Genomic DNA, 17,921 nt, shown 5'->3' with positions numbered 1-17,921 from the left:
GCGGCGTGCGCAGCCCGCGAGCGCCGCGATCTGCGTCCGGGGCGGGCGGCGTCGTGGTGCCGGTGCGCCACGACGACGCAGGGGGCCGCCCGTGCGGGCGACCCCCTGCGGCTGCGCGGTCAGTGCCGCGCCTCGTGCCTGGTCAGCGCGTCACGACGCCGAGCAGGTCAGCGTCGGCCACGTCCAGTCGCCGTTGTGCTGGACCGTGAAGCCGAACGAGACCGTCTGGCCCGCGGCGAGCGCACCGCTGCCGCTCGGGCGCATGGTCATGACGTTGCCGCTGGAGTCCCACGTGGGGCTGCCGTTCCAGGTCGCGATGATGCGCTGCGGCTGCCGGACCGTGACGGTCGACGACCAGCCGCTGATCGCGGTGTTGGCGCGGATCGTGACGGTGCCGTTGAAGCGGTCGTTCCACTTCTGGCCCTCGGAGTAGGTCGCGGTGCAGCTGCCCGTGCCGGGGTTCTGGGTCGGCGTGGGCGTCGGCGTCGTGCCGGGCTGCGTGGGGGTGGGCGTCGGGGTGGGGTTGCCCGGGTTGGGCACCGGCGTGCCGCCCTGGTTCAGCTGGTTGAGCACGCTCGTGTAGGCGGCCTTCTTGTTGCCCGAGCCGTCGAACAGCAGCGGCGTGCCGCTCGCGCGCCACGAGTCGGTGTCACGCACACCCCACACCGTGATGCCCGTGCAGCGCGCGACCGAGAGGCATGCCTGCACGACGCCCTGGTACTGCTGCGCCTGCGAGCTGCCCGAGCCCTCGATGTCGAGCTCGGTGATCTGCACGTCCACGCCCAGGTCGGCGAAGTTCTGCAGCGTCGTGTGGTAGTTCGACGGCACCGGGTTGCCGGAGTTGAAGTGCGCCTGGAAGCCGACGCAGTCGATCGGGACGCCGCGGGCCTTGAAGTCCTTGACCATGTTGTAGACGGCCTGCGTCTTGGCGTGCTGCCAGTTGTCGGTGTTGTAGTCGTTGTAGCAGAGCTTGGCGCCCGGGTCGGCCGCGCGTGCGGCGCGGAACGCGGCCTCGATCCAGTCGTTGCCGGTGCGCTGCAGGTTCGAGTCGCGGCGCGCACCCGACGACCCGTCGGCGAACGCCTCGTTGACGACGTCCCACGCGTAGATCTTGCCGCGGTAGTACGACGCGACCTGGGTCACGTGGTCGAGCATCGCGGTCCGCAGCTGCGAGCCGGACATGTTCTGCATCCAGCCGGGCTGCTGCGAGTGCCACGCGAGCGCGTGCCCGCGCACCTGCTTGCCGTTCTGGCGTGCCCAGTTGACGATGCGGTCGCCCGAGGACCAGTTGAACTGGCCGCGGCTGGGCTGCATCGCGTCCATCTTCATCTCGTTCTCGGCGGTGATCATGTTGAACTCGCGGTTCGCGATGGTCGTGTAGGCGCCGTCGTTCAGGCGGCTCGCGGCGATCGCGGTGCCGAAGTAGCGGCCGCTCTCGGCCGCCGCGGCCTGGAGCGTGCTGCCGGCGGCGGCGGCGGGGACCGCGAGCGTCACGGCGAGCGTGGCGGCGGCGAGGCCGCCGAAGGCAGCGGCGAGCGGGCCGCGACGGTACCTCTGACGTGGGGTCGTCATTGATCCTCCTCGATCTGGTGCGCCGGCTGTGACCGGCGCGCCTCACCCTCGCGGGGGCGCCTCGGGGGGTCAACCGCTCTCCGGCGGATCGGTACTTTCGATGTGTCGCCGGAAACGTTTCAGCACTCGTGGGGGTGACGTTGATCGATGAAGCAGCCGCATCCGGCTCATCGCGAGGGGCCGACACCCCCGCGGAGACCGCCGCTCGATGGGAGCGCTCCTGCACGGTGGTCCGACACTTTCGACCTCAAGGCCGTCTCGCGGCCCCGCGGTCAGGACGGCTCGGGAGCCAGCACGCCCGCCAGGAACCCGCCCATGAGGTACCACGCCGCGACCGCCTCGCGGACCGGTCCCGCGTGCGTGAAGCCGTGGTCGACGCCGGGGAACGTCGCGTGCGTCGTGGCCACGCCGGCCGCCCGCAGCCGCTCCGCGAACGCGTCGCCCTCCGCCGCGAGCAGGTCCAGCGCCGCCGTCACGACCAGCGTGGGCGGCAGCACCGTGAGGTCCTCGGCCAGCAGCGGCGACGCGAGGTCCTCGGCACCCCGCGCCGCGTCCGGCAGGTACCACGCGTTGAAGCGCGCACCGACCTCGGCGAGCTCGGCCGCCCCGGCGCGGTGCTCCGCCGTGAGCTTCTCGGCCGGCGGTCGCGCCAGGTCCAGCGGCGCGTAGTCCACGACAAGCCCGACCGGGCGCGGCCCTCCGCGGCGGGCACCCAGCAGGCACGCGGCCGCTGCGAGGTTGCCGCCGGCGCTGTGCCCGCCGACCGCGACACGACGACCGTCGACGCCCAGCACCGTGCCGTGCGCCGCGAGCCACGCGAGCACGTCCGTGACGTGGTGCACCGCCGCCGGGTACGGGTGCTCCGGCGCGAGCGGGTAGTCCAGGTTGACGACCACGCACCCTGCCGCGTCGGCGAGGAACCGGCAGTACGGGTCGTCGCCGCCGCCGTCGCCGAGCACGAACCCGCCGCCGTGCAGGTTGACGAAGACCCCCGGCGTCGCCGTCGTCCCGCTCGGCCGGTACACGCGCAGGACGCGCACCGGTGCGTCGTCCGCGAGCGCGACGTGCTCGGCCGTGCCGGTGGGCACACCCGCCAGCAGGCTCGTGGGGTGCGTGTCCTGGGTGGCGGCGTCGGCGCGCATGGCGCGCAGGTCCTCGGGGACGGTGGTCACGGGTGCTCCTCGGTGTGCGGGACGCGGTCGGTCCGGGTCGATCGGCGCGGGGTCAGAGCGCGGCGAGCTCGCGCTCGAGGTCGTCGAGCCCGAGGGAGCCGAGGCCGAGCGCGGCGGTGTGCCACGCGCGCAGGTCGAACGTCTCCCCCGCGGCCTCGCGGCGCGCGCGGGCGGCCGCGCGGCCCGCGAGCCAGGCGCGCTCGCCGAGCTTGTAGCTGATGGCCTGGCCGGGCCAGCCGAGGTAGCGCTCGACCTCGCTGTGCACGAACGCGGCCGGCGAGCCGCTGCGGGCGGCGAAGAACTTCTCGGCGAGGTCGGCCGTCCACGTCTCACCGGGGTGGGACGCGCGGTCGTCGGGGATGCGCAGACCCAGGTGCATGCCGATGTCGATGACGACGCGCACGGCGCGCATGCGCTGACCGTCGAGGTAGCCCAGGCGCGCACCGGGCGTGCGCAGGTGGCCGAGGTCGTCCATGAGCCGCTCGGCGTACAGCGCCCAGCCCTCGGTGGTCGCGGGGATCGAGCCGATCGACGTCTGGTAGACGGACAGGTCGCCGGCGCGGCGGGCCCACTCGCCGAGCTGCAGGTGGTGGCCGGGGACGCCCTCGTGGTACCAGGTGCTGATGAGGTCCCACGTGGGGAACCGGTCGCGGCCGAGCGTCGGCAGCCAGGTGCGGCCCGGGCGGGAGAAGTCGAGCGACGGGCGCGTGTAGTAGGGCGCGGCGGCGGACCCCGGGGGCGCGATCATCGCCTCGACGCGCTTGACGGGTCCGGCGACGTCGACGACGGTGCCGTCGAGCTCGGCGATCGCGTCGTCCATCATGCGCTGCAGCCAGGCCCGGACCTCCTCGACGCCCTCGACGGCCTCGCCGTGCTCGTCGAGGTGCGCGAGGGCCCGCTGCGGGTCGGCGCCGGGAAGCACGCGGTCGGCCTCGGCGGCCATGTCGGTCTCGATGCGGGCGAGCTCCTCCCAGCCCCACGCGTACGCGGCGTCGAGGTCGAGGTCGGCGCCGGTGTGCAGGCGCGCGTGGAGCGCGTAGCGGTCGCGGCCGACGGCGTCGGGGACGTCCTGCACGGCGGGCAGGTACTCCTGCGCGATCCACGTCCGGAGCGCGTCGACGCCCGCGGCCGCGTCGACCGCCGCGGCGTCGAGCCGCGCCTGCAGCGCGGGCGAGACCCCGGCCTGCGCGGCGCCGGCCACGAAGTCGGCGTGCCAGCCGCGCCCGTCGGCGGCGCCGAGCCAGTCGCCGAGCTGGTCGACGACCGTCGACGCCTGCCGCGGGGCGCTGCGCACGCCGCGACGCAGGCCCTCGGCGAGCGTCGCGCGCAGGCCCTTGGCGGCGGCCGGCACCTGCGCGACGCGGTCGGCGACGACCTCCCAGTCGTCGGCGGTGGCGGTCGGCATCATGAGGAAGAGCGACTGCAGGGTCTGGACGGGTGAGGCGATGGGCCGCAGCGCGGCGAGGTGCTCGCCCGCGTCGTGCACGGCGAGCTGCGCGGTCAGCCGCTCGCGCAGCAGCGTCGCGCAGCGTCGGTCGTCGTCGTCGAGGACGCGCGCGTGGTCAAGATCCCGCAGCACGCCGCGCGACGCGTCGGCCTTGGCACCGGCACCCGTGGGCGACAGGTCGGGCATGCGGCCGTCGTCGGGGCGCGTGCCGAGCGCGGTTCCGACGGCCGGGTCCAGGTCGGCGAGCGTCTCGACCCAGCGGTCGGCGAGCTGGCGGGCGGTGGGCGCGGCGGTGCTGTGCGGGTCGGCGGGCATGCCAGCACGGTATCCGGGCGGAGGCGTGCCGGGCGCTGCTCACGACGCGCGCAGCGCTGGTGCAGGGCTCGCGCGGGCCTGAGGAGCCAGGGGCCGCACGATGGTGCGGCCCCTGGCTCCCGCCGTCACGGGCGCGTGCGGCGTGTCACCAGACGCGCACGCGCGTCGTGCCGCCCCGCAGGTAGACGAGGGGCCCGGCGGGCGCCGCGACGCCACGGTCCCGGGGCGTGCCGACCAGGTCGACGTCGAACCGCACGGGTGCGCCGTCGGCGTCCTCGAACTCGGCGCCGGCGTACCGCGCGGGCTCGAGGTCGGTCCCGTCGAGCGCCGGGACGGCGGACCGCTCGACGTCGTCGGGCAGCGTGATCTCGAGGTGCACCTCGTCGCCCCGGTCGTCCACGTGCACGCGCGCCACCGCGTCGGCGGGCAGGGTGAGGCCGTCGCGCTCGTGCACGTAGCCGCGCGCACCGCCGGCGTAGACGTTGTGCCGCACGTACACGGGCATGGGCTTGCCGTGGAACCGCTCGTGGTCGCCGAGGGTCGGGTCGATGCGCCCCAGGTACTCCGCGAAGGAGGCGGGGAACGCGTGGTACCCGCCCGTGCCGAACGACGACTGGCCGTGGTGCTTGCTGCCGGGGGCGTACGCCGCGTCGAGGTCGCCGCCGAGGAACAGGTTGCCGACGTACCGGTCGTCGCCGCCCTGGACGGTCGCGAAGCCCGCGAGCTGCGTGCTGTGCGGCAGGTGGTACGGCGTCGCGCGGTCCGGCACCGCCTCGAGGCGCACCGAGCCGGCGACGAGGTTGTGCACGTAGGCGCCGCCCTGGCAGACGACCTCGAGCGCGGCGGGCGAGGCGAGCACGTTGTGGTCGACGACGTACGGGCCGTGGCTGACCTCGACGAAGAGGTCGCGCTGGTTGCCGTACAGCAGGTTGCGCGTCACGCGCGTGCCCTGCGTCTGCCAGTCCAGCCAGATCCCCAGGGTGCAGCCGTGCACGCGGTTGCGCCGGATCACGACGTCGATCGCGGCGTGCAGCTTGATGCCCGCGATCTCGTGGCCGAAGAACTCGCGACGCGTCGCGATGTCGTGCACGTGGTTGTCCTCGATGACCGAGAACGCGCACCCGAGGTGCCCGACGACGGCGTTCTGCCCGCAGTCGTACACGTGGTTGCGGCGCACGACGTGCGAGCCGACGTGCTCACGGTCCCAGCCGATGCGCCGCGCGGCGAACACGGACTCGAGCTGGTACTGGTAGCCGGGCTTGTCGCCCCGGGTCGTGGCCCAGTTGTCGCCGGTCGACGCCTCCTTGCCCAGCGAGATCGCCGAGCACTTCGCGTCGTGGATGACGTTGTCCTCGATGATCCAGCCCTTGGCCCAGTTCGGGCCGACCAGGCCGGGCTGGTCGGCGGTCGGCGGCGCCCAGGGCGTCGCCGCGTGCGCCATCTCGAACCCACGCACGGTGATGTAGTCCAGGTGGTGCTCGCGCGGGAAGAACACCGAGCGGCGCACGTTGATCTCCGTCAGCGCACCGTTCGGGTCGACGCCGTCGAACGTCGCCCAGATCGTCGTGACGTCGGGCCCGACCTCGGCGTACCACGCGCGTCGCGTGCGCTCGGGGTGCGGCACCGGCACGGTGACGCCCGTCCAGTGGTCGACGACGTTCGTGCGCTCGGCGAGCGTGTCGAGGTCGGCGCGCGCGGTGACCTCGTCGAGGCTGCGGCCGTCGAGGTAGACGTCGCCGAGGTGCTTGCGCGGCGCGTCGGGCGTGTCGTGCACGAGCCAGTCGCCGTCGACGGTCTGGGCGAACGGGTTGCTGTCGCCGAACAACGCGTTCGGGACGTCGACACGCCACACGTCGCCGCCGTCGGGGCGCCAGCCCGTCACGACCTCGGACCCCTTGAGCACGACGTGCTCGCCGGGTGCGGCCTCGTAGGTGATGCGGCGGCGGTCGCTGAGGCCGCCGCGCACGGGGACGACCCACTCGCGGTACTCGCCGGCGTGCACGCGGACGGTGTCGCCGGGGTGCGCGAGCGCCGCGGCGCGGTTCACGGTGCGCAGGGGTGACTGCGCGGACCCGTCCGCGAGGTCGGACCCGGTCGTGGCGACGTGGAGCACGGTCATGGTGGCAGGAGCCTTTCGTTGCACGGAGAGGGGCGGGCCGCGCACGGCGCGGCCCGCGGGGTCACTTGCCGAACCCGGCGGTCAGACCCGAGACGAGCTGGCGGCGGCCCACGACGTAGGCCGCGAGGATCGGCAGCACGGAGAGCACGACGGCCGCGAGGACGGCGGGGACGTTGACGGAGAACTCGCCCTGGAACGCCCACAGCGACAGCGGGAGCACGCGGGTCTCGGCGCTCTGCGTGAGCACCAGGGGGAACAGGAACCCGTTCCAGACCTGCAGCGCGTTGTAGACGCCGACGGTGACGATCGCGGGACGCGTCAGCGGGAGCGCGAGGCTCCACAGCGTGCGCCAGTCCCCCGCGCCGTCGACCCGCATGGACTCGAAGAGCTCACCGGGCACGTCCCGCAGGAAGTTCGTGAGGATCAGGACGGACAGCGGGATGGCGAACGCGATCGACGGCAGGATCAGCGCGAGCAGGGTGTCGTAGAGACCCAGCTGCACGATCAGGTAGTAGACCGGGATGATCGTCGCCTGGATCGGGATCGCGATGCCCAGCAGGAACACCTGGAACAGGCGCGACGTCGAGGGCCGCGTCGAGCGCACGACGACGTACGACGCGAGCAGCGACACCGACAGGATCACGGCCACCGAGACGGCCGTGACGACCACGGAGTTGCCGAAGTACCGCAGGAAGTCGTTCGCGAGCACCTGCCCGTACGCGGTGAACGTGGGCGACGACGGCAGCGACAGCGGGTTCTCGGAGTAGTAGTCCGACTGCGGGCGCAGGCTCGTGACGAGGATGTAGTAGATCGGCAGGATCGTGACCGCCAGCCAGAGCCAGCCGGCCAGGCCGCCGAGGACGTTGGGCGTCGTGCGCCCGGGACGTGCGGACATCACGCACCCTCCATCTGGGACTGCATCCGGTGGGCTCCCGTGAGCCGGTTGAGGCCGAGCGACACCGCGAGCCCGACGGCCACCAGGACGACCCCGATGACGCTGGCCTTGCCCATGTCGTAGCTGCGGAACCCGGTGAGGTACATGTCGAGCGGCAGGATGCGCGTCGCGTTGCCGGGTCCGCCCCCGGTGAGCACGAAGATCAGGTCGAAGTACGTCAGCGAGCCGACGATCATCAGCGTCGACGACGTGACGATCGTGTACTTCAGCTGCGGCAGCGTGATGTGGAAGAACTGCTGCACGCGACCCGCGCCGTCGAGGAGCGCCGCCTCGTACATCGTCGCCGGGATCTGCCGCACGCCGCCCTGGTAGAGCAGCGAGTGGAACGGCACGAAGCACCAGCCGATGACGAACAGCACGACCCACAGCGCGAGGTCGGGACGCCCGATCCAGTCCTGCGAGAGCCACGGCACGCCGAGCGCGGCACCGAGGCCGAAGTTCGGGTCGAGCAGCGCCCGGAACGCGATCGCGACGGCGGCGGCCGAGAACAGCAGCGGCAGGAAGTACAGGACGGACAGCACCGCGCGGTAGCGCTGGCGCCCGGCCATGAACACCCCGAGCAGCAGCGACACGGGCGCCTGGAAGAGCCAGGTGGTGACGGTCAGGAGCGCCGTGAGCCGCATCGCGTTGAGGGTCACGGGGTCCGTCAGGGTCCGGCCCCAGTTCTCCAGGCCCGCCCAGACGGGGTCGCCGAGCCCGTCCCAGCGCATGAAGGACAGCACGACGACGCCGAGCAGCGGCACCACCGCGAACGCACCGAACAGCGCGAGAGCGGGCGCGGCCATCCACGCCGAGGGTCCGGCGTTGCGGCTTGCGGTGGACCGACCGGCCCGGCGCGCACGCGCCGGGCCGGTCGTGGCGGACGTCGTCACAGCGTCGCGTCCATCGCGGTGGAGAACTGCTGCGGGTCGATCTGGCCGAGGAACAGCTGGCTGAGGTTCTCCAGCAGCGCCTGCGCCTGCGCCGCGGGCAGCGCCTGGTCCCACGAGAGCTGGAAGTGCGGCGCGTCGCGCACCATGCCGTAGACGAAGGACAGGTAGTCGGCGTCGTCCCGCTGCGCGATCTTGTCCTCGAGCCCGGTGATGGGCGGGACCGTGCCGATGTCCAGCAGCGCGTCGACCGCGGCGTCGTCGAGGACGCGCTCGGCGAGGAACTTCTTCGCGGTCGCCTGCTGCTCGGCGCTCGCGTCGGCGGACACCGACCAGAAGTTCGACGGGTTGCCGACGATGTTGGCCGGGTCGCCGGCACCGCCGTCGACCGCGGGGAACGTCGCGTAGCCCAGACCGCCGGACTTGACGAGCTCGGGCGCGTTGGACAGGAAGTTCGGGTACACCCAGCTGCCCTGCAGGACGAACGCGGCCTTGCCGGTCTGCACGAGCGCGGTGTCCGCGTTCTGGTCGGCGTTGACCGACCCGAACGCGTCGCCGAACGCGCCGGCGTCCACGAGCTCGCGGATCTTGGTGGTCGCCTCGACGATCGCGGGGTCGGACCAGGCACCCTGCTTGCCGTCGAGCACGGCCTGGAACACCTCGGGCCCGCCGATGCGGTCCGTGAGGTACTGGATCCACATGAGCTCGGGCCACACGCTCTGGCCCGCGAGCGCGACCGGGATCGTGCCCTGCGAGTCGAGCTTCGTGACGGCGTCGAGGAGCTGGTCGTAGGTCGTGGGGACCTCGACACCCGCGGCGTCGAGGACCTGCTTGTTGTAGTAGAGGACGACCGGCTGGCTCTGGGTGTTGGGGACGGCGTAGGTGGCGCCGTCGACCTGGCCGTTGGCGGCCACGGAGGGGATGAGCCGGTCGGTGAGGGCCGCGGTGCTGTCGCCGAGGTCGACGACCTTGTCGTTGGCGACGTAGTCGGCGAGCGTGCCACCCGCCCACGAGTAGACGAGGGTCGGCGCGTTGCCGGCGCCGACGGCCGTGCGGATCTTCTCCTTGTAGGCGTCGTTGGCGAACCACTCGACGCCGATCTGCTCGTCGGCGTGCTCGTCGTTCCAGGCGTCGAACTGGGCCCGGAACATGGCCTCGCTGCCTCCGGTGAGGGCCCAGGCGCTGGCGCCGCCGCCGGCGGCGGCCCCTCCGGGCTGGGCCCCGCCGCCGCAGGCTGCGAGCGCGAGCGTGGCGGTGACGGCTGCGACCGCAGCGGCCGTGCGTCGTGTGATGCTCCGCGTCATCGCGTGAGTCCTCTCTCGCCGACGTCAGCGTCGACGGGTTGTGGAAACTGTTTCTCCCGGTTTCCTTGGCGTTCATGACGGTAGGAAGCGTCAGACCCGATGTCAACACGATGGGACGTACGTCTGGCAGGAAACTGTTTCCGTCCAGTAGGGTGCGTCTGACCCCGAGATCGGAGGAACCACGTGACCAGCACCGACGCCCCTCGCCCCACGCTGGACCAGGTGGCGCGCCGGGCGGGCGTCTCCAAGGCCACGGCCTCCAAGGTCCTCAACGGCCGCCCCAACATCGCCGACGCGACGCGTCGACGGGTCGAGCAGGCCATCGAGGAGCTGGGCTACGTGCCGAGCACCGGCCCGCGCGAGCCCGAGCGGCTGCAGAAGGTCCACGTCGTGTTCGACACGCTCGTCAACGTGTACTCGATGCAGATGCTCGACGGGATCCTCACCGCGGCCCAGACCCAGGACGTCGAGGTCCTCGTCTCCAAGCTCGACGAGGAGGCCACCGGCGAGGGCCCCCTCAGCCCGGCGTGGATCCGGCGGTTGGCCGCGCACGGGCGCGCGGGCGTCATCGTCGTCACCACCGAGCTCGGGGCGGGCCAGCGCGACCTCATGCGGCGCCTCGGGCTGAGCGTCGTCCTGGTGGACCCGCTCAACCCCCTGGACGACGAGGTCGTCTCGGTCGGGGCGACCAACTTCAGCGGCGGCGTGCAGGCCACGCGCCACCTGCTGGGTCTGGGGCACCGGCGCATCGGGTTCGCCGGCGGCCCGCCGAGCTCCGGTGCGTCCCGCGAGCGCCTGCAGGGCTACCTCAGCGCGCTCGACGCGGCCGGGGTCCCGGGCGACGACGCGCTCGTGCGCGAAGGGGGCTTCACGTTCGAGGCCGGGCTCGACATGGCGCTCGGCTTCCTGCACCTGCCCGACCCGCCCACCGCGGTCTTCGCGGGCTGCGACGCGTCCGCGCTCGGCGTGCTCGAGGCGGCACGCCGCCGAGGGCTGCGCGTCCCGGACGACCTGTCGGTGGTGGGCTTCGACGACACGTACGCCGCGGTGTCGACCGCCCCCCCGCTGACGACCGTGCGGCAGCCCATCATCGACATGGGACGCGTCGCGCTGCGCACGCTGCTGCAGCAGGCCCGCGGCGAGCGGCCCGACTCGCACCACGTGCAGCTCTCGACACGCCTGGTGGTGCGCGAGTCCACGACCGCGCCGGCGGTGGCGACGGCCCCCTGAGGGGCGCGGGCTACGGCACGGCCCGGGCCGTCGCGGCGTCCGCACGCCCACGGACCAGCAGCGCCCGGAGCGCGAGCACCGCGACGAGCGCCGCCATGACGACGGCCTGCACGCCGATGAGCGTCGCGACGTCGTCGTGGCGCAGCAGCAGCAGCGCGAGCTGCACGAGCGCGGCCCCCAGCAGGATCGCCGACTCGGTGACGCGACCGCGCGACAGGTGGTAGCTCGCGACGAGGTTCGCCGCCGCGAACAGGGTGGTCATGGCGGCGTACGCGGCCAGCGGGACCGACAGGCCGCCGTACGCCGGCCCGAGGACCGCGGCGAGCACCGGCCCGCCGAGCCACAGCGCCCCGAGCGAGCACGCGGCGCCGATGAGGACGACCGCGACGAGGCCGCCGCGCAGCACGCCCCCGGAGTCGCGCCCCGCGGCGTGGCGGCGCGCCGCGACCGGGAAGACGACCGTCGCGACCGACCACGCGAGGAAGAACACCGCACGGCCGACGAGGGCGATCGCGGCGTAGACGCCGGCGTCGGCGGGTGCGAACACCGCCTTGGCGACGAACACGTCGCTGTTGTTCGCGACGATCTGCCCCAGCAGCAGCACGGACACCAGCGCGGCGTACGCGCGGACCTCGCGGGGGTCGACTCCCCGGCGCGCGGGCCCGGCCGCCGCTCTCCCGCGCGGGCGGCTCGCGACCGTCACGACCGCGCAGGTCACGACGAACGACGCCGAGAGGGCCGCCGTCGCGCCCTCGACCCCCAGCCCGACCGTCACGAGCAGCACGCCGAGGCCGACCCGGGTCACCATCTCGACGACGAACGACAGCGCGAGGCCCGGGAGCATCAGCCGCGCCTGCATCACGCCGCGCCCCACGGCCTGCACGAGCCAGAACGGGATGCCGACCCCGAGGATCACGAAGGGCCACGGCGACGCGGTGCGGAACGTCGCGGACCAGAACGGTGCGGCGCCCGCGAGCAGCGCCGCCGTGGCGACGCCCGCGACGAGCGCGATCCGTCGCAGGCGCCGCGCGAGCCGGTCGGCGACGAGGACGGCGCCCGCCTCGTCGGCGCGCGCGTCGCAGGGATCGTGTACTACGTCGCCGCGCTCATCGTTCTTCCGGGACGTGCTGCTCGGTCTCCCCGCCGTCCTGCGCGGCGACGCGGTGGTCGTCGGCGACGAGCTCGTGCCGTTCTTCGACTGGCACAGCCAGCTGCTCGACCAGGCCGCCGGCGAGTTCAACGAGCTCGTGCACGGGTACGAGTTCCGCGTCCGGCACGCGTTCCTCACCACGTGGCTGCGGTACTACCTCGTGCTGCCGTTCGCGATCCTCGTCGTCATCCCGACGCTGTTCTGGGTCGCCTACCTCACGGTCGCGAGGTTCACCGCGGCCGTGTTCACCTCGGTGTCGGCGCAGGCGGTGTACCTCGCGACGTTCTTCCCCGTCGCGCTGATCTACCTGATCATGGTCTACGCGAAGATCACGCACTTCTACACGCTGGTCCTCGGGTTGGTCCTGCTGACCGTCTCGGTGCTGTGGATGCTGTACGCGCTGCTGTTCGCGGGGCGTCGCTGGTGGCGTCCGATGGCGGTCGCGTGCGTCGCGACGCTGCTCAACCCGGCGATCCACTACCTCGTGCTGTTCAGCCTGTTCTTCGCCATGACCTGCGTGACGCTCCTGGTCGGCGAGATCGGCTACTGGCTGCGCCGGGGCGGGCCCGCGCGCCTGCGCGCGCTGCCCGCGCGCGCCGTGGCGCTGGTCCGCGGCGGCCGCCGCCTGCGGCGCGTCGGCGCGTGGCTGCGCACCTGGTCGGGGACGACGACGGGCCGCGTCGCCCTCTCCGCCGGCATGTACGCGGTGCTCACGCTCGTGCCCTACGCGCTGTTCGTGAAGTACGTGGCGCTGGCCGGTGTCACCAACCTCACCGACACCGTGCCGGGCGACTTCCACTTCAGCCAGGACGCCTCGGTGTCCTGGCTGCACCTGCTGTCGTGGGACCTGGCCGGCACCACCGACAAGATCCTGTTCGGCGACTACCTCGCCAAGGTCCCCCGCTACCCCGACGCGGCGTACTCGCTGCTGCTGTTCGTCCCGCTGATCGTCCCGGGCGTGCGCCGGCGCCTGCTCCCGACCCGGCCCCACCGCCAGCTGCTCGGCGTCGTGTACGTCACCGTGACGTTCGCCATGTGGGCCACGATCGGCTACGGCGAGCCCCTGTGGTTCCCGACCTTCCGCCGGACGCTCGCCGCGCTCGCGATCACCGCCAACGCCAGCGGCTCGCCCCTGGGCGACCTCGTCGTGACCGCCGCGGGCACGGTCGTGCAGATCCTGCGGTTCCCGCACCGGTTCCAGCTGATCCTCTTCGCGCTCGCGCCGCTCGTGATGTCCCTGACGCTCGCGCTGCTGATCGACGCCGTCAGCGGCCGCTGGCTGCGGCCCGCCGCGCGGCCCGCCCGCCCGCCGCGCACCGGCACACCTCCCGCCACGACCCGCGCGCGCCGTGCCGTCACCGCCCGCGCGGCGCGGCTCCTGCGCGGGGAGCACGTCGTCACGCTGCTGGCCACGGCGTGCGTGGCCGCCGTATTCTTCACGCCGTTCTGGTCCAACGCGCCGTACCGCGACGTGTTCGGCTCGGGGAACATGGCCGGCTTCCTCTCACCGTTCCCGCTGCACGACCTCACCGAGCTCAAGGAGGCGCTCGACGACCTGCCGACCGGCAAGACGGTCGTGCTGCCGCCCACCGAGACGGCCAAGCTCGTCGCCGACAGCAACGGCGTCGACCACAAGTTCATCGACAGGTTCTTCATCTACTACCTCGAGAAGCCGAGCTACTACTACGGCCTGACCGGGGACGTGAAGAACAAGTTCGACGTCTTCCTCATCCTGCGCGGCATGTACTACCAGCAGGACTGGTGGATCAACGTCGCCCGCGACATCGACGTGCGGTACGTCGTCGTCAACCGCCGGATCCACTCCAACCGCGGGGTCGGCGCCGAGTACCTGCCGAACGTCGAGAGCTACGTCGAGCCCGGCCTGCGGCGTCTGCCCGACGACGTCGCGCTGCGCTTCGAGAACGCGAGCTACGCCCTCTACGAGATCACCGACCGCGCACCCGCCGACCGACCGACCCTCCTGGTGGACTCGAGCTGGCAGACGTACCTCGAACTGGTGTTCCACCGACGCAACCTCAGCCGCTGCTACACGTTCGAGTTCACGCCGTACGTCGACCCCGGGAGGGTGGCCCCCGGGACGCCGTTCACGCTGCTCACCGACGACGCCGGCACCTCGGCGCTCAACCGCTACCTGTTCCAGCACCCCGAGGCGTTCGCCGGCCCGGACCCCCGGATGTTCGCGTTCAACCGGACGTCGTCGCGTCCAACTACTACCTGTCGCCGATGTTCCGGTCCTTCCTGCTGTTCTCGAACACCAAGTGGAACCGCACCGAGATGATCACGCCCAGGGTCTTCGGGACGCTGCGCGGCTCGTTCATCGGCCTGCCGCGTGCCACCGGCGTCCGCGTGCCGGTCACGGTCGCCGAGCCCGGTCGCTACCGCGTCCTGGCACGCACGGCCCCCACCGCGAACACGGTGCACGTCACGTCGTCGTCCCTCGCGTACGACCGCACGTTCGAGTTCCGCGCACCGCCCGGCGACGTGCAGCTCTACCCGGTCGACCAGGTGTACGAGACGGACCGGGAGCCCGTCGACACGAGCACCACGACCGTCGCCGAGGTCGAGCGGGCGATCCCCGACGAGCTCGTGCCCGTGAACTTCGGCTACGGGTACCAGGACCTCGGCGTGGTCGACGCTACCGCGGGCACGCACACGTTCGCGCTCGACAAGACCGACACGAACCCGCTGCTGCTCGAGGGGCTCGCCCTCGTCCCCGAGGACGTCTGGGCGGGCCTGGCGCTGCCGCCCGACGTCACGACGGTCGACGACCCCGACGCCCTCGGCTGCTCCGAGCGGACCGCGAGCGCGGGCGGGTCCGACGGCTACGTCGACCCGGCCGCCAACCCCGAGCACGCGAACCTCACGTCCGACGAGCTCCTGGCCCTCGCGGCGGCCGACGTCCAGGACCTCGAGCCGCCACCCGGCGGCGTCGTGGGGTCCAGCCAGCTGGGCGTCGGGCTCACGGTCGCGCTGCTGGTCGCGAGCGTGCTGCTCGTGCGGTGGCGCCCGCGGCTGCACCCCGACGACGAGCCGGACGGCCCCGGCCCCGGCCCCGACGACGGCCCCGACGCCCGGACGCACCACGACGACACCGACCAGGAGGCGCCATGACCAGCAGACCCCGCCGGATCGTGTTCCTCGGCACCCACGGGCAGTACAACGTCGGCGACGAGCTGCTGCTCGAGACGTTCCTGACGACCCTCGGGCCCGAGCACCGCTACGTCGTCAACAGCTACGACCCGGCGTTCACGCGCCGCCAGCTCGCGGGCCGGTTCGACGTCACCGTGATCGACACGGCCCGGGACCGGCACCGGCTGCTGCGCGCCCTGCGCTCGTGCGACGTCGTGTGCTTCGGCGGCGGGTCGATCGTCAAGGAGCTGTACGCCTCGACGGGGCGTCACCGGTACGCGACCCTGCTGATGATCCTCGCGATCGTGACGTTCACGCGATGGGTCGCGCGCCGGCCGGTCGCGATGCTGCACGTCGGGGTCGGGCCCCTGCCGAGCGGTGGCGGGCTGCGGCTCGCACGGCTCGTGCTGGCGCAGGTCGACGTGCTGACGGTGCGTGACCTGCGGTCCCGCGCGACGTGCGACCGGGTCGGCGTGCCGGCCGTCGTCGTGCCGGCCGCGGTGTTCTCGGTGGACCGGGCGGCGCTGCTCGGGGACGGCGCGGCACCGGAGCCGCCGGGCGACGCGACGGGACCGTTGCGGGTGGCGCTCAACCTCAACGTCGACGTCGAGAACCCGGCCGCGTGGGAGCAGTTCCTCACGGCGCTGGCCGGTGCGCTGGTGCACCTGGACGCCCGGCACGGCGTCGACGTGCACACGCTGCCCATGCAGACGGGCTTCAAGGAGCACGACGACGCGCAGGTGCTCGCGGCGTTCGCCGCGCGGCTGCCGGGCGTGCGGGTCGTGCACCACGCCGTCGCGACGCCCGCCGACGCGGCGCGGCTCGTGGCGGCGTGCGACCTGGTCGTCGCCGAGCGGCTGCACACGATCGTGCTCGCGGCCGTGCTGGGCGTCGCACCGTTCGTGCTGGCCTACGACGTCAAGGTCCGCGAGCTCGCGCGCACGCTGCACGTCGAGCCGTGGACGGTCGACGTCAACGACCCGCCGGGCGTGGACGTCGTGGCGGCCCGGCTGCTGGACCTCGCCGACCGCAGGGCGCAGGTGGCGCGCGCGGTCGCCGACCGTGGCGCCGCGCTGCACCGCGAGGCGGTCGCGGCACTGGCCGACGCGCGCGCGTGGGTGGCCCGCGCGGGCTGAGGCCCGCGGCCGGCGTGCGTCAGGCCCGCAGCAGACCGCCCAGCACGCGTACGCCCTCGGCGATCTGCGCGGGGCTCGCGGCCCCGAACGACAGCCGCAGGTGCGGCGCGGGCGGCTCGTCGACGTAGAAGTGCCGGCCGTCACCGACCAGGACCCCCGCGGCGTCGGCCGCGGCGGTCAGGGCGCGCGTGTCGACGCCGTGGTCGAGGCGCACCCACAGGTGCAGGCCGCCGCGCGGGACGGCGGTGAGGCGGGCCTCGGGCAGGGTCGTGCGCAGCGCGTCGACGAGCGCGTCGCGGCGGGTCGCGAGCTCGGTGCGCAGCCGGCGGACGTGCCTCGGCCACGCGGCCGAGGTCAGCAGGCCGTGCGCGACCTCCTGCACGACCGGCGCGACGCCGAGGTCGTCTGCCGTGCGGGCGGCTCGCATGCGCTGGCCGGCGGGGCCGCGCGCGACGACCGCACCGAGGCGCAGCCCGGACGACGCGGGCTTGCTCAGGGTCGTGACGGTGACGACGTGGCCGTGCGCGTCGTCGGCGAGCAGCGGCGCGGGCGCGGGGCCGTCGATCGCGAGGTGGCGCGCCCAGTCGTCCTCGACGACGAACGCGCCGTGGCGCACGACGAGGTCGAGCAGCTCACGGCGGCGGTCGGCACCGAGGACGGCGCCGGTGGGGTTGGCGAACGACGGCTGCAGCACCACGACGCGCGCCCGCGTGCGCTCGAGCGCGTCGGCCAGCAGGTCGACGCGCACGCCCTCGGCGTCGGCGGGGACGGACGCGACGTGCAGCCCGGCGCTCTGGGCGGCGAGCAGCGTCCCGGGGTAGCCGGGGCTCTCGGTGAGCACGGTGCCGCCGGGGTCGGCGAGCGTGCGCAGCGCGACGACGAGGCCCTGCTGGCCGCCGGGGACCACGAGCACGTCCTGCGGGTCGACGCGGTAGGGCGCGGCGAGCACGCGCCGCAGGTCGGGCGAGCCGGCGGGCGGGGTCATCGCCCAGGCCCGGGTGCTGCGCACGGCGCGCGCGCCGAGCCGGCGCAGGTCCTCCTGCGGCAGCAGCTCGGGCGCGAGGTAGCCCCAGGACAGCGGGACGTGGTCGGGTGAGCCGTACCCGCCGAGTCGCGCGGCACGGTCGGCGTCGACACGGGCGGGGCCCAGCGCGCCGGTCTGCCACGCGTAGTCGGGCTCGGGCCGCGCGGCGCGGTCGGTGACGAACGTGCCTCGCCCGGGTTCGGCGCGCACCAGCCCGGCCGTCGCCAGCTGTCCGACGGCCGCCGTGACGGTGACGGCGCTCGCGCGGTACCGCCGCGACAGCTCGCGCACGCCCGGCAGCCGGTCGCCGGGGCTCGCGGCGTCCACGAGCGCACGCAGCGAGCGGGCGACGTCCGCAACCCTGTTATCGTCAGTCATGAGAGACAACGATAACGCTACTGCGTTTCTCCCCCAGGTGTTACCGCCCGCCCGACGGGCCCGCGGACCGTGACCCCGGCTGCCCCGACCGTCCCGCGGC

General features: G+C 73.5%; 13 protein-coding genes. 4 read left to right on the top strand and 9 right to left on the bottom strand.

Translation table 11 applies throughout. From position 1 onward, the window contains the following. Positions 1-150: 150 nt before the first annotated feature. From E4A51_RS15470 to E4A51_RS15440, 7 genes are all read right to left on the bottom strand, one after another. Positions 151-1,572: an endo-1,4-beta-xylanase gene (locus E4A51_RS15470; protein ID WP_134852299.1), complete on the bottom strand. Its 1,422-nt coding sequence runs from the start codon at positions 1,570-1,572 to the stop codon at positions 151-153. A 272-nt stretch (positions 1,573-1,844) separates the two neighbouring features. After that, positions 1,845-2,744, bottom strand: coding sequence for an alpha/beta hydrolase (locus E4A51_RS15465; protein ID WP_134852298.1), 900 nt, complete (start codon positions 2,742-2,744; stop codon positions 1,845-1,847). A gap of 52 nt (positions 2,745-2,796) precedes the next feature. Next, positions 2,797-4,506, bottom strand: a complete 1,710-nt coding sequence (locus E4A51_RS15460; RefSeq protein ID WP_134852297.1) for a DUF885 domain-containing protein — start codon at positions 4,504-4,506, stop codon at positions 2,797-2,799. Positions 4,507-4,651: 145 nt separating this feature from the next. Further along, positions 4,652-6,625, bottom strand: coding sequence for a right-handed parallel beta-helix repeat-containing protein (locus tag E4A51_RS15455; protein WP_134852296.1), 1,974 nt, complete (start codon positions 6,623-6,625; stop codon positions 4,652-4,654). Between the two features lie 61 nt (positions 6,626-6,686). Continuing rightward, positions 6,687-7,520 (bottom strand): carbohydrate ABC transporter permease, encoded by an 834-nt coding sequence (locus tag E4A51_RS15450; protein WP_134852295.1) that lies wholly within the window; start codon positions 7,518-7,520, stop codon positions 6,687-6,689. Continuing rightward, positions 7,520-8,365, bottom strand: a complete 846-nt coding sequence (locus E4A51_RS15445; protein WP_134852294.1) for a carbohydrate ABC transporter permease — start codon at positions 8,363-8,365, stop codon at positions 7,520-7,522. The genes E4A51_RS15450 and E4A51_RS15445 overlap by 1 nt, the downstream gene beginning before the upstream one ends. Positions 8,366-8,448: 83 nt before the next feature. After that, positions 8,449-9,753, bottom strand: coding sequence for an extracellular solute-binding protein (locus E4A51_RS15440; protein ID WP_134852293.1), 1,305 nt, complete (start codon positions 9,751-9,753; stop codon positions 8,449-8,451). Between the two features lie 183 nt (positions 9,754-9,936). On the opposite strand from E4A51_RS15440, the gene E4A51_RS15435 reads away from it, so the two are divergent. Beyond that, positions 9,937-10,983, top strand: a complete 1,047-nt coding sequence (locus E4A51_RS15435) for a LacI family DNA-binding transcriptional regulator (protein ID WP_134852292.1) — start codon at positions 9,937-9,939, stop codon at positions 10,981-10,983. Between the two features lie 10 nt (positions 10,984-10,993). Here E4A51_RS15435 and E4A51_RS15430 read toward each other — a convergent pair whose 3' ends face one another. Further along, the gene (locus E4A51_RS15430; RefSeq protein WP_134852291.1) at positions 10,994-11,899 is read right to left on the bottom strand and encodes a hypothetical protein; all 906 of its coding nucleotides are present in this window, start codon (positions 11,897-11,899) and stop codon (positions 10,994-10,996) included. A gap of 208 nt (positions 11,900-12,107) precedes the next feature. Here E4A51_RS15430 and E4A51_RS15425 point away from each other — a divergent pair, with 208 nt between their 5' ends. From E4A51_RS15425 to E4A51_RS15415, 3 genes are read left to right on the top strand one after another with little or no spacing between them, the layout of a single operon-like run. Beyond that, positions 12,108-14,432, top strand: coding sequence for a hypothetical protein (locus E4A51_RS15425; protein WP_134852290.1), 2,325 nt, complete (start codon positions 12,108-12,110; stop codon positions 14,430-14,432). Beyond that, a complete protein-coding gene (locus E4A51_RS15420; RefSeq protein ID WP_134852289.1) occupies positions 14,378-15,265 on the top strand; it encodes a hypothetical protein in 888 nt (295 codons plus the stop codon). Before E4A51_RS15425 ends, E4A51_RS15420 begins: the two co-directional genes overlap by 55 nt. Beyond that, positions 15,262-16,419 carry a polysaccharide pyruvyl transferase family protein gene (locus tag E4A51_RS15415; RefSeq protein ID WP_134852288.1) on the top strand — a complete coding sequence of 386 codons (1,158 nt, stop codon included), beginning with the start codon at positions 15,262-15,264 and terminating at the stop codon, positions 16,417-16,419. The genes E4A51_RS15420 and E4A51_RS15415 overlap by 4 nt, the downstream gene beginning before the upstream one ends. Before the next feature lie 19 nt (positions 16,420-16,438). Here E4A51_RS15415 and E4A51_RS15410 read toward each other — a convergent pair whose 3' ends face one another. Continuing rightward, positions 16,439-17,821, bottom strand: coding sequence for a PLP-dependent aminotransferase family protein (locus tag E4A51_RS15410; RefSeq protein WP_134852287.1), 1,383 nt, complete (start codon positions 17,819-17,821; stop codon positions 16,439-16,441). Between the last annotated feature and the right edge of the window lie 100 nt (positions 17,822-17,921).

Origin of the sequence: Cellulomonas sp. HD19AZ1, from assembly GCF_004535805.1 — a bacterium.
GTDB lineage: Bacteria > Actinomycetota > Actinomycetes > Actinomycetales > Cellulomonadaceae > Cellulomonas > Cellulomonas iranensis.
Note: the sequence above shows the minus strand (reverse complement) of the source record. Positions and strands in the feature narration are given on the sequence as shown.